At 65.6% G+C, this 12,236-nt stretch carries 10 protein-coding genes and 3 pseudogenes; 9 read left to right on the forward strand and 4 right to left on the reverse strand.

Annotation, left to right across the window (positions count from 1 at the left end; translation table 11 throughout):
- Positions 1–591 precede the first annotated feature (591 nt).
- Positions 592–1,476, reverse strand: a complete 885-nt coding sequence (locus WMF20_RS35895; RefSeq protein WP_437606305.1) for a hypothetical protein — start codon at positions 1,474–1,476, stop codon at positions 592–594.
- A 1,140-nt stretch (positions 1,477–2,616) separates the two neighbouring features.
- On the opposite strand from WMF20_RS35895, the gene WMF20_RS35900 reads away from it, so the two are divergent.
- The 3 genes and pseudogenes from WMF20_RS35900 to WMF20_RS35910 form a co-directional block, all read left to right on the forward strand.
- Positions 2,617–2,754 (forward strand): hypothetical protein, encoded by a 138-nt coding sequence (locus WMF20_RS35900; protein WP_437606306.1) that lies wholly within the window; start codon positions 2,617–2,619, stop codon positions 2,752–2,754.
- 518 nt (positions 2,755–3,272) lie between these two features.
- Entirely contained in the window at positions 3,273–4,340 is a 1,068-nt protein-coding gene (locus WMF20_RS35905; RefSeq protein WP_437606307.1) for a hypothetical protein, read from the forward strand.
- A 50-nt stretch (positions 4,341–4,390) separates the two neighbouring features.
- Positions 4,391–5,470: pseudogene (locus WMF20_RS35910) on the forward strand (transposase); the annotation flags it as partial.
- A gap of 242 nt (positions 5,471–5,712) precedes the next feature.
- Here the strand turns inward: WMF20_RS35910 and tnpC are convergent.
- Genes tnpC through tnpA form a run of 3 tightly spaced genes read right to left on the reverse strand, consistent with a single transcriptional unit; the run spans position 5,713 to position 8,127 of the window.
- The gene (gene tnpC, locus WMF20_RS35915; RefSeq protein ID WP_437606308.1) at positions 5,713–7,380 is read right to left on the reverse strand and encodes an IS66 family transposase; all 1,668 of its coding nucleotides are present in this window, start codon (positions 7,378–7,380) and stop codon (positions 5,713–5,715) included.
- Positions 7,322–7,798 (reverse strand): IS66 family insertion sequence element accessory protein TnpB, encoded by a 477-nt coding sequence (gene tnpB, locus WMF20_RS35920; RefSeq protein ID WP_437605159.1) that lies wholly within the window; start codon positions 7,796–7,798, stop codon positions 7,322–7,324. The genes tnpC and tnpB overlap by 59 nt, the downstream gene beginning before the upstream one ends.
- Positions 7,792–8,127 carry an IS66 family insertion sequence element accessory protein TnpA gene (gene tnpA / locus WMF20_RS35925; RefSeq protein WP_437606002.1) on the reverse strand — a complete coding sequence of 112 codons (336 nt, stop codon included), beginning with the start codon at positions 8,125–8,127 and terminating at the stop codon, positions 7,792–7,794. Before tnpA ends, tnpB begins: the two co-directional genes overlap by 7 nt.
- Positions 8,128–8,205: 78 nt before the next feature.
- Here tnpA and WMF20_RS35930 point away from each other — a divergent pair.
- The 6 genes and pseudogenes from WMF20_RS35930 to WMF20_RS35955 form a co-directional block, all read left to right on the forward strand.
- Positions 8,206–8,523: pseudogene (locus WMF20_RS35930) on the forward strand (transposase); the annotation flags it as partial.
- Positions 8,524–8,663: 140 nt separating this feature from the next.
- Complete coding sequence (locus WMF20_RS35935) at positions 8,664–9,320, forward strand: 3'-5' exonuclease (RefSeq protein WP_437606309.1); 657 nt, start codon at positions 8,664–8,666, stop codon at positions 9,318–9,320.
- 164 nt (positions 9,321–9,484) lie between these two features.
- The gene (locus WMF20_RS35940; RefSeq protein WP_437606310.1) at positions 9,485–10,570 is read left to right on the forward strand and encodes an HNH endonuclease signature motif containing protein; all 1,086 of its coding nucleotides are present in this window, start codon (positions 9,485–9,487) and stop codon (positions 10,568–10,570) included.
- Between the two features lie 189 nt (positions 10,571–10,759).
- Complete coding sequence (locus tag WMF20_RS35945) at positions 10,760–11,656, forward strand: hypothetical protein (protein ID WP_437606311.1); 897 nt, start codon at positions 10,760–10,762, stop codon at positions 11,654–11,656.
- 87 nt (positions 11,657–11,743) lie between these two features.
- Positions 11,744–11,842, forward strand: a pseudogene (locus WMF20_RS35950) (hypothetical protein); the annotation flags it as partial.
- A gap of 3 nt (positions 11,843–11,845) precedes the next feature.
- Positions 11,846–12,214, forward strand: coding sequence for a hypothetical protein (locus WMF20_RS35955; protein ID WP_437617265.1), 369 nt, complete (start codon positions 11,846–11,848; stop codon positions 12,212–12,214).
- Positions 12,215–12,236: the final 22 nt, after the last annotated feature.

Here is a 12,236-nt window from a genome sequence, read left to right on the forward strand (position 1 = left end):
TAGCTACCCTGGGAAGCGCTGCTGAGGGGGCAAGAGAGAGGGGGTCCGAAGGGGTCAATTTGGTATCTCGGAGTAACCCGCGGTGCCGCGTGGAGGCAGGCCGGGGTTTGCGCCGAGACCGGCAGCGATCGCGGGGGTGGCCGGACCGTGGCGGTAGGGTTCATCGGCGGCATCGGACTTTCTCCACTGCACATCGGAGCACGACGGGGCGCGGACCTGCGTCGATTCCGTGCGGTATCGCTCGTGGGGCGCACAGTCGGAGATCAGCTCGATGCCACGCCAGCCGCAGGTCGGCCGAACGCGCCCGTCGTGACCGAGCTCTGCAGGGCTACCTTCTGGCGCAGTTCCTGCTACCACTCCGCCCCCGGCTCAATCCGGGTGATGTCGCCTGGAACCAGCAGCTGCTCATCGCCGCCAGGAACGCCGTAAGGTACGGCAAGTACCGGCCCGATCCGAGGACAATCTCTGGGACGCGCTCCGAAACCAGTCGCACCGGGTCGCTTGGCGACGGACCGCCCAGCACGCCGTCACCGGCGAAGTGACGAACGGTAGCCAGCGCGCATGCTCGAACACGACGATCCACAGTGTGCGCTAGATCGGGTCCTCCCCCTCGACGACGTCGTCGGCCCGTTCGCTGTCGGGGTCGCGCTTGGTGATGAGGTGGTAGGCGAACGCGGAGGCGAACTCGCGGAGCTTGGTGGCATGCCGCGCGGCGACATCATCGCCGTGGGGCTGCGCGATGGGGCTGCTCTGCTCAGCGGCTCGGGGCTTCTGCCTCTCGCTGGGTCGCGCGCGGGGGTAGGCGGGTCGTCCCCTCCGGCGCTTGTTCGGCTCGGAGGCGTTCGGCTCTTCAGGTCGCGGCATCCGGCGCGGCGGCCGCTCGCCCGCGAGGATCTTCCGGGCCCTCTCCTCCTGCTCCACGAGCGTCGCGCCGTACGCCACGAAGCGCAGCGCAGCGAACGGGACGCCAGCCTTGTCGAGCTTTTCTCCCAGATAGGGCGGGAGCCGGGCGATCCGCCGGTACTGGCTCCGGCGCGCCTGCGACACCTCCGCGCGCACGTCAAGCGACGCCCGGTAGAAGGCAACGCACCAGGCATACGTGATGCATTCCGGCAACAGCAGCCGCAACTGGTGGTTGTCGTCGTAGCCGCAGGCGGTCGTGCTGCCGGGCGGCGCGGGCCTCCTGCGGCGCTGGTGGCGCCCCGCGTTGCCGGCTGGCGTGTGCTGCGCGATGCGCGCGGCTTCGGCCTGCAGCCGCGCGCGCTCGAGCTCCGCCTCTCGGCGCTCGAGCGCCCGCTCCCTTCGCACGAGCTCCGCGCGCGCCTGCTCGAGCTGACGGCGCTCGAGGGCGATCTGCATCTCGCGCGTGTGGTGGTCGGTGTGGTCCTGGGTGAGCAGCGCAACGGTCGCCGGGGCGGCAACAGCGAGGAGCTCGAGCAGCGGCGGCGGCTGCGGCTTCGGGGGAGGGGCGTCCATCCGCACCATCGTACTGACGGAGGCGGTCGGGTCGAATCTGCCCTCTATTTACGGCGACGTAAATCGATCGCCTTCGTTTCCGGATGCCGAATCATTTCGCGAAGTTAGATCCTCGCACTCCAGCCGCTCTGTGGCATGGAGCACCAACGGCAAAGCCGAAGGATCTCCATGGCTTAGAGCGCGGTCCGATGCGAGAGGGCGCAGCGCGGCGCTGCGCGCGAGCAGCAAGCATCACGCCGATCGGCCAAACACGGCTCACTTGACCGGCTCGTTCTTCCCGCCAGGTTGCGCCGCGAGAGCAGTTTTCCGACCAGGACCCCCCCATCAGATCAGCTGTAGCCGGTCTCACCAAGATCGGCGAACGGCGGGCACGCGGTGGAGCGCGCAGCATCGGCGATGGGACGGCCACGGAGAGGGCAACGCGCGTGTCGGCGAGCTCTCGTCCACTTCGCCGAGCTCTGGCAGATTGCCGGCGACGAGGGCCGTGCTCGCGGGGAACGCTTGGTCGCGCATGAGCGCCGTCGTCCAGCTCTGAGCGTGCGGCCGTCAGTGCGCCGTCACCGCGCGGCCTGTGCACGCGCCGTGTCCCCCGTGTGACCAGCCGATTGACGGTCATCGCTCCGCCCTGCCAACCCAGCGCGCGCGTCCCCCGCTCGCGCGTCACCTGCGCCGTCGCAGCGCCCGAGTGTCGTCGGGGCGGCTGCCGGGGTCTCCGGTACCGGTGCTCGGGTGTCGCCGGAACGACCGCTCCGGTCACCGGAACATCTGCCCGGGCGCCGTCGGAACGACCGCTCGGATCGCGTCGGAACGGCTGTTCGGATCATGTCGGAGCACCCGACGACGGCGCAAGATGGCGCCCCCTCGGGCCGTTGCTAAGGCTTGGGGCTCTCCTCAAGCGCCAGCGAGGCGATGCCGCCCCGTTGCCGAAGGGCATCGGCCCTCCGCTGACCTCGCCACCTCCGGCGTCGCCGCCGCCTACGACGCGTCGCAACAGTGCGTCGATCGAATCGCCTTATCGACTCGTTCCGAAGGCTTGACATGTCGGGTTGGCCGTCGGCTACGCTACCTCCCCACGATGCGCAGGAGGGGCACGACGGGTGGGATTGGATCTATCGGCCGTCCGCGCAGGAACGCCGATCCGTGGACCCGGAGCCTGATGACGCCCAGCTCGCCGCGATCGAGGAAGGCCATGACCGCATCCTCGAGCGCGCGCGCTTGCTGCGGATCGACGGGCCAGCCGAGCGCATGCGCCCCCTCAAACTCGACGGACGCTCATGAGACCGACAACGCAGGGCGCGCGGGCACCCGGCGGTGGCGAGCCGCGGGGTCCAGGGCCGCCGTCCCCAGCCAGCTCGATCGCCCGGCCAGACGCTCCGGAGCAATCGAGGCAGAACTCCCGGAATCAACCACCGGAGTGGGAGCGCGCAAGATGCGGCGATTGGAGGATACTTCGACCGGATTCCGGTCGCGCGGTGTGCGGTACCATCGGCACGGATCTTGTGGCGCGACCAGCTGGGGCGTCGGCGACTTAGCGAGGGGAATGCGTGGCTATGCCCCGGCGGCCTATCTCCGGACACGTACTGAAAAGTCGCGGGGGGTCGCGGCCTATCTCCTGGAACACGGAGATAGGCTGCCTGGAGATGCGGCTCATCCGCCGGAATACAAAGATGGGCAGCAGCACCTCGCGGCCTACATGCTGGACCACGGAGACTCTCCGTGCGTCACAGATGATTGCGACGTTGAACCGACAGACGAGAGCCCGCCACCGCCACGGAAGTCCTAGAAGCGAACATCCGATGACCACCAATCCGAACCTGACCAAGAAGGCGTACTATTCGGCACGGACCGGCGATGTAGAAGCCGTCCGGATTGATCTGGAGACACTTCGCGCGCTCTTCATTCCCGTACACAGACGCTTCGTGGAAAGGGGCTACTTCGATGAAGTCTTTGGCAAGGACTGCGTCGACGCGGGGCTTATACCTGGAACCGCAGGCGGCGACATCGAATCGTTCTTCTTCCTCAAGCTACGAAAGAGAGGCATTTGGCCCATCTTCACGAAGTGCGAGGGCTACTCCGAGCCCGATTTGTTCAGCGTCATCGAACTCCTGTACGATGTAGTATCGAAGCCGAACGAAAAAACTGGCCACTACCACAGCTGGAGCGACTGTGGGTGGCACTTCAAGGACTTCGACAAGGCCGCTGGACAGCGAGAGCTCCGGGAATCTATCAACGAGATACTCTCGGACTATGGAGACGGTTTCACGCTGTCCGAAGACGGGCAAGTGACGTCGGCGAAGCGGCCTTTGATTCCTTTCCAAGCTACTACCCAGACACCGACCACGTCTACCTTCGACTCACTGTTCACATTCGGCCTGCCAATAGGCCTCCACACGAAGCCCTCTGGAGCCGTCGAATTCGGCGTACAAGGTCAGACATTCAGCTTTCGCGAGACCGATTCCGTAGGCGTGCTGCGGGGCGACGTGTATCCGAACTTCTGCATGACCGACCTGGAGCGGTGGGCTGCACCGAAGCAGAGACTCGGCAAGTACGCGAACCCGGCGGTGGTACTGCAAACGCCGCTCGGCGCAGCCCAGGCAGAGTGCCTGACGATATTGCACAACCTGTGTCAAACAGCTTCGGAGAAGCAGTTTCTCAAGACATATCTTGAAACATACGTAGCTTGTCACGCTCGCAGCGGTGCAAGAAGGGCGCAAGTGAGCCTCGACTTCTCCGCCATGAAGGACAGGGTTCCGGCGCTCCTGCCGCAGGCGTGGATCAACTGGCGCTCTGACGATCGTGAAGCACTGAACGTGGATTTCGCGCCTACGAGGCCGATCCGACGCGTGAGAAATCCGGCGTCGTAAACGGAACGCCTTGAAAGAAAGGCTCGGCGTGGCGACTCGTCCGGGTTGCTATGACCAAACGAAGGCACACGCCGAGCACCTTGAAGGTGCGTCGGCGCGAGCTCGGGTTCAAGAGGAAAGGCGACGGGCATCGCCAGGAGCGAATCCGGCGGCCGGACCCTCGCAGGATTCACGTCGAGCTCACGGAGAAGAACCTGACCGGAGTCGCAGGGCTTGCCACTTTCGGCGCCTTCATTCGCGAGCTCGGCCTCGACGCGACCCTGAGCCGCAGGTTCTCCCGGCTCAAGACGGGCCGCTCGGTCATCTACCCCATGGCCGCGCAGATGCGCCTGCTGATGGACAGCGCGCTCGCCGGTGAGGAGCGCGTCTTCGGCATCGAGGCGCTCGCCGTCGATCCGCTCTTCGTGCATCTCGCAGGCGGGGTCGTCCCGAGCATCGACACCGTCTACCGGGACCTGTGCCGGTTCGACGAGGATGCGCTCGAAGCGCTGCACAGCATGGTCGTCGACCACGGGCTCGCCCTCGTTGCTCGCCGAAAGCACCGGTTCCTCCATATCGACGTCGATACGACCGTGGAGCCGCTCTTCGGCATGCAAGAGGGGGCACTTCCGGGCCCGAACCCACGCTACCACGGCCGGCCGAGCTATCATCCGATCCTGGCGCGCATCGCCGAGGTCGAGGCCATCGTCGGGGCCAAGCTGCGACCGGGCGATACGAGCTTCGGCGAAGCCGATGTGCCCTTCGTCGAGGAGTGCATCGACCGGGCGCGCGCCGCAGTGCCGAGCGCGGCCATCTACGTGCGGATCGATGGCGCAGGGGATTGCAGCGCCTTGATGCACGCCGTCGCCGCGAAGGGATGCTTTTTCCTGACCAAGGCGCGGATGAGCCCCGATATGGTGGGCATGGTCGCATACGCCACCGGATGGCGTACCATCGACCGGGATGCCGACGGTCGTCCTCGAAGGCAGGTGACCGAGGTCCCCTTCCGGCGCAGCGGTTGGCCGGAGGGGGTCCGCGTGATCGCCGTACGCACACGCGACCGGGACAACGGCAAGCAGATCTACCTCTGGGAGGGCCTCGACTACACGGTGCAGGTCTTCCTGACCAACGAGCCGGTCGAAGCGCCGGAGTAACCGCCCGACAGGCGCCATCTTGTGCCGTCGCGCTCCCGCGAGCACGCTCCGCCGTTTCGCCGCTGCGAGCCGTGCGCGCGCGTTCGCAGGCGGCGAGGCCCGCGCGGAGCGGCGCCCGGCGCAGCCGCGGCCGTCCGCGGCCATACGCGACCGCGCCGCCGCAGCGCACCAGGCGGCGGCTCTCGCGCTCCCCGCGATCTGTTCGATCAGCCGCCGCCCCCCCCGGGGGGGGCCTCGGCTCACGCGTCGGTCGCCGGCGACTTGCCCCAGGCGTCGGGCAGCAGCTCGTCCAGGCGCGACAGCGGCCAGCCGGCTTGCAGCTTGCCGATGACGTCCGTGGCCCACGCCAGCGGGTCGATGCCGTTCAGCTGGCAGGAGCCGAAGACGGTATACGCACGGGCGAGGCGCTCTGCTCCCTTGTCCGAGCCGGCAAACAGGTAGTTCTTCCGGCCGATCGAGATACGCCGCAGGCTTCGCTCGGCCTCACCGTTGTCGATCTCGAATCGACCGTCGGTGAAGCAGCGCCGCCACGCCGCCTCTTGACCGAGCGCGTAGCGGGTCGCTTCGTAGAGCGGTGTCTTCGGTACGAGCCGCGGGTGCAGCTCGCGAATCCACCGATACAGCTCATCGACCGCACCGAGCGACTGCTCGTCGCGTCGCTCTTTGCGCGCATCGGGCCCCAGTCCTTCGGCCTTGCAGGCGGCCTCCACCCGGTAGATCGTCTTGAAGTACGACAGCGCGATGGCGGCGCGCGCATCGCCGCTCTTCGCCGCCTTCTCGAACTTGGCGCGGATGTGCATGCCGCAGCTGAGACGGCGCTCGTCAGGCACCACGGGGGCGCCGTCCTCGTCCTCCATCGCGTCATAGCCGGCGTAGCCGTCGCCCTGCATGTACCCGCAGAAGCCGGCGAGCATCACGGCCGGCCGCTTCGAGCTCCAGTCCGGGGCATAACGAAACGCAACCAGCTTGGTGCCATCATCGACCTGGGCCGCGAACGACCAGACATGCCCGCGCTTGACCCCGTTGGGATGATCGCGATCGAGCACGCGCAGGCCCGTGTCGTCCACATGCAGGTAGAACGCCTCGACCACCCGCTCGAAGATGCGGTCGGCGACCGGGGTGAGCACGTCGACCCCGAACGCCGCCCAGTCGCCGAGGGTCGAGGGCGACAGCGACACGCCGCTGCGCTCGTACTGCTGCGTTTGCCGGTAGAGCGGCGTCGAATCGTGGTACTTGTGCACGAGGATGTGCGCGAGCAGGCCCGGTCCCGGTCGGCCCCGATCCATGACCTTCTCGCTCGCCGCGGTGACGACGCCCTCCTCGGGGCAGGCGGGGCAGGCCAGCTTCTCGCGCTTCTCCTCGATGATCCGGAACTGGGCCGGCACGAACTCGAGGACCTCGCTGGTGCGATAGCCGATGCACTGTTTCGTCTCCCCGCACTGCTCGCAGGCGCGCTCGGCCTCAGGGACCTGGATGACGCGCTCCTCGCGCGGCAGGTCCTTGGGCAGCGGCGCGCGGCCACCGCGGCCGCGCGGAGGCTTCGGAGGATCAGGCGGCTGCGGTACGGGGCCGTCGCCCGGCTCTGTCGCTGCCGCCTCGTTCGAGGGAGCGGGCGCGGGCTCGCCGCCCTTCTGCTCCGCGTCGCCGAGCGCCGCGAGCATGAGCGACAGCTGCTCGGAGCTGACCTTCTGGCTCTTGCGGCCGTACAGCTCACGAAGCGCGTTGGCCAGCCGGACGCTCAGCGCGGTGTTGGTGTCTCGCTGCCCGACGAGCAGCTGGACGACCAGCTCGATGAGGTCCGCGATGCGCCCCTCGGCTGCCAGCTGCTCGAGCTTGCGCCGGACATCCTCAATGTCGACGGGTAGCTTGGCGGGCGGTGCGGGCGGCTCGGTCATCGGGCGCGCCATGTATCCACGGCGCGCCGGACAAACAAGGCGTTCCGTTTTCAGACGGAGTTTTCTCCGTCTCGGCCCTCGTCGGGCGCCAGCGCTTGCGCCGTGTCGCGGTCGACAGGTCCAGCCCTTCGAGCATCAGCGACAGCTCCGCGGACTCGACCTCGACGTGCGTCGCCCCTTGCGGCACGTCGCGCGCCAAGTGGAACCTTCCGCACGCCAGCTTCTTCGCCACAAGCATGTACCCAGTGCGATCCCAGAACAAAATCCGGATCTGGTCGCCTCGCCGATTCCTGAACACGAACAGATGCCCGCAGAGCGGATCGGCTCCGAAGCACTGCGCGACCAGCGCCGAAAGGCCATCGAAGCTCTTCCGCAGGTCGGTCGGCTCGGCCGCGACGTACACGCGCACCGACGGCGGCAGCGTCAGCACGGCACCTCCTCGGCAGCGAGCGCCAGCACTCGCTCGAGCGTGGCCGGGTCGAAGCCCGGCCGAACACGGACCACCCGGCCGTTGGGCAGCGCGATCTCGATCGGCTCTGCCGCCGCCGGCGATGTGTCGGCCACCACGTGCACCGGCAGAAAGCGCGGCGCCTCCACCGACGGAGGCGACGGCTGGGAGGCCACTTCAGCCCGCAGCTTCCAGCGCCACCAGTACAGCTGCTTGGCCTTGTACCCCTCGCGCCGTGCGAACTGCTCGGCGCTCAGTCCGCTCCGCTCCCATCGCTGCACCCGCTCGGCCCACTCCACTCTCGTCGCCATCGCTTCCTCCTTCGTCGCGATGGGAACAGCTAACCGGCGCCGCACGGGCGGTCACGATGGCGTTGGTCGGGCGCTTACGCGCCGGAAGACGTCGCGGCGCGGTATGACCTGCGCGCGGGTATCGAGCCGCTCATCGGCGATCTCAAGCATGGGTGGGGATGCGGTCGCGTGCCGAGCCATAGCTTCAACGCCAATCACGCCGCGCTGCTGCTGAAATTGCTGACCGCTAACCTGAATCGCCGCTATGTGCTGGAGCACGTTCCGCACCTGGCAAGCTGGCGAACACCGTGGCTGCGCCGAGCGCTGATCCTCGTCCCGGGGCGGCTGGCCCGCTCGGCTCGGGGCACGAAGCTGCACGTGCCAGAGCGCTCGCAGCTCGCCCGCCGGCTGAATTGAGTCCGGAACCAGCCGAAATCACGGTGGGGGGTAAGGGGGGCGTGTGCCTTCGCGACGCGCTGAGCGCGTTCAATTGTAACGGACGTCGCATTCGTCGGCGAATCGCCGCTCGCGCATCGCCGTCGGCCCGCTCGTGCCCCGTGGGCGCGAAATCCAGGTTGATTGCCGCAGGGGCTTCCTCGGTGATTGTCGCTGCAGATGTCATTGAGGCGTTCCGTGGATCGCTGAAAGGCGACAATTCGGACGGCCGTATGAGCCGTGAGATGGCCGACGCGATCAGAGAATTTTGTTCTGCGCCGACAGCTTCCGATGCAATTAGCAGCCTTGCGGAGACGTTCCAGGGATTGCATGCCGATTTGGGCAAGGCGGAGGATGATATCTTTTACGTCGATCCCCCCTTTCTGCATCTCTCCGACTATGCCACGCGGTATGGGAGCGACTACGAGCGTTTTCTTGATGATATCGAAGCAGCGAAGGCTCAGCTAGCGTACGTGCCGCCATTTGAAGATGATGGCGCAAATGCGCCGGTCGAACTGTGGCGGCGTCCTTTGCACCTTATGACTGCGCTTCGCGCCAAGGGGAAGGAGTTCGGAACCGTCATCCTGTTGGACGCCAACGACGGGATTTGGCCGAGCAAACACGCAAAAACGCCTCAAGAACACGAAGCTGAACGCCGCTTGTTCTATGTTGCGTTCACTCGGGCGCGTGAGCGGGTTCTCATCCAGGTTGCACAACGGATTGGTGGTCGCGAGGCCACTCCTTCACCGTTCCTCCGCGAACTGGGGCTTGGGCAATAGTGGGCAGCGGTGAAAGTCCTGCCCAACAAGCCGATGGATCTGACCGGCTTCGCCGGCAGCTCATCGTCATGTCGTTGGCCATCGGCGCCCCCCATCGAAAAACGAACGCTCGTGAACGCTCGTTCACCAAGTTGTAACGCGTCCATGCTCTTGGAGACGACACCATGAACCTGAACGAAGCGGCCTCACTCCTTGGGATGTCGAAGGAGCGCGTCCTCCTAGCTATCGAGGAGGGCATCGAGACCCCGAAAACGAAGACGCGGGTCCGCCTTCGTACAGTCCCTCTTCAGCACGGCCATGACATTGCCCAAGAGGATCTTGACGCCTTTATACGGGTCTTCGAGAGTGAAGAACCGGGCCGCCATCCTCCAGTTGCCGTGCGCCGGACGTTACTTATCGAAGCCCGCTATAAGTGCGCCATTTGTCGCGAGAACGGCCCGATCGAGTTTCATCACGTGATAGAGTGGACTACCGTGTCCCACCACGACCCTCAGCACATGCTGGCCGTTTGCTCCAATTGCCACGCAAGGATCACCCGGTTTGGGGAGCCCGATGTTCTAGCGCAGCGGCAGATAAAGAAGAACCTGCAAGAGCGTCAAGCCGCCAGCGAGCCGACCCCTGAGTTTGTGGATCCCGCCCCGCCCTTGCCGAGTCCGGCGCCTACACCTCCGCAGGAATCGGACTGCGCTGATTTCTTTGCCGTGACCTCTCCGACGACGAACGCTCCCACCGCTCCTCTGGCCGCCATGACACCCGCGAGCGCGGAGCAATTACGTCTTGCAAGATCGTTCGAGCAAACCATGCGCCAGATCTTTGCACAGGAGATCACCTACGCGGGTCCGAGCTCTCCTGAGTTGGAGTGGGTCGGTGCCCTACTCTTCGGAGCCTGTCCAAGGAATGACGCCGACTGCGTCCTTCTTCTTCGAACCGCGCGAGCGATCTTCCAGATTCAGCGCATCACTCGTCCGGATGCGGCATGGACGGATTGGGCGTATACATCGCGAATCATTGAGGCGACCGCGAACGTGCTGGCCGAACTCGACTACAATATCGATACGCTCAACGGTACGGCCGAGAAGGCTCTGCGTATTGCAAGAGAGCGACGGTATCTGCAGTTCAAGGATGAAGACGAGTGGCGGCCAGGAATGGCCTCCGGCACTGGATGGGTCGAGTACGCCGCCTTGTCGCTTATCGGCGAGAAGCTACTCAAGAAAACCGACGCGCAGGGGACACATTCGCATGGTGGCTAACTCTCGGCTGCTGCTGACGGCCTGCTTACTGCGCGGACGGCCGCAGCAGAGCCGAACGATCGGCGGCGGAGATTGTGGGTGAGTGGCGTAGAATGCCGTCGTATCAAACCAGCGCGCGGCCCCACCGAATGCGCCAGGTAACTGCGGTGGACGTGCAGCGCGCCAGGCCGAATGCGTGAGACGTTTCAAATGGCAGACCTCACTTTCATCGAGAAAACGAAACTTGAGAAGCTGCTCGGAATGGGCGGCGGCTACGTGCTAGATTTCTCAAACAGAACTCTTGAGGAGTTCGTTCGGCAGAGCGTTCGGAAGAACATCTACGATGAGGTCTACAACTACGCCTCTGGCTCGAAGGCGAATCGCATCCGTGCGTTCTGGGACCGCGAACCCAATAGCGTTGTCGGCAAGCTACTCGCAGACCTCTTGGAGTACTGCGAGTTCAGCAATCCGAGTCGCGACGAGGAGAGCAAACGCCTGTACCAGGATTGCCGCCGTATCGCTGAAAGACTCTCTTCAGGCTGCGCCGTCGGGCATGCTTCCGCGACCACTTCGGAGCCAGTCCTTGAGCGCCCGTCCGCGCGGGAACAGCACTTGGTGGCGCTAGGCCAACTCAAGGCCGAGTTGGAGGCGCTTTTCGTACAACCGGACCGCCAAGAAGCTGGTCTGAAGCTGGAGAGACTGCTCAATCGCCTATTCAGCCTCTTCAATCTGGCGCCGCGAAGGCCGTTCGAACTTGTCGGTGAGCAGATCGATGGATCCTTCGAGTTGGACCACGAGATCTACCTGCTGGAACCGAAGTGGGAGCGGAAGCCATTGCGCGAGAAGGAACTGCTCGTCTTTCGAGGCAAGGTTGAGGGCAAGTCTTCCTTTACGCGCGGGATGTTTGTTGCCATGAATGGCATCACGCAGGAGGCGGAGGCGGCGATCCGAGTCGGCAAGCAGCCCACCTTCTTCGTAATCACGGGCCACGACCTGATGATGATTCTGTTGGGCTCCCTGCCATTTGATGAGTTCCTCCGGCGCCGTCGCCGGTTGCTTGCAGAGGAGGCAGCCGTGACGGCACACTTCGACCGAGTTGCGCAATAGAGGGAACATTACACGGAGGTGCTCCGGCGCGATCAGCGCTCGATCGTGCTCGGGAACCGATCGGCGAGCGTGACCGGCGGGGACGCGGTGACCGTCGGGGACAGCCAGAGCACGAGCATCGGGAAGAGCCGGAGCCAGGCAATCGGCGAGAACCAGACGAGCACCGTTGGCAAGAGCCGCACCTCTATCATGGGGACATCGGATCCGATCGATGCCGGCGCGAGCCAGAGCGTCACGGTCGGCGGCGGCGTCGGGTACACCATCACCAAGGATCGAACCGTCCACATCACGAACGGCGTCGCGTCGATCCGGATCACGCCTTCCGGCATCTTCATTGATGCGCAGGGTGATCTCGAGATCTCGGCGGGAGGCGTGCTCAAGCTCTCCGGCAAGGAGGTGCAGATCGACGGCACGCCGAACGTGTTCATCAACAGCACGGGCGCGAAGGCGCCTTCGGTGGCCACGATCGGCGAGGCCAGGGATCCGGGAGGCCCCGGCAGCAGCGCGCCGGCCGGCAAGGGCGAAGGCAACGGCGGGGCGCAGGGGCCGCGGGGATGAGGCGCACCTCGCCGCGCCTCGC

Origin of the sequence: Sorangium sp. So ce834, from assembly GCF_051521425.1 — a bacterium.
In the GTDB taxonomy this organism is placed as follows: domain Bacteria; phylum Myxococcota_A; class Polyangia; order Polyangiales; family Polyangiaceae; genus Sorangium; species Sorangium cellulosum_D.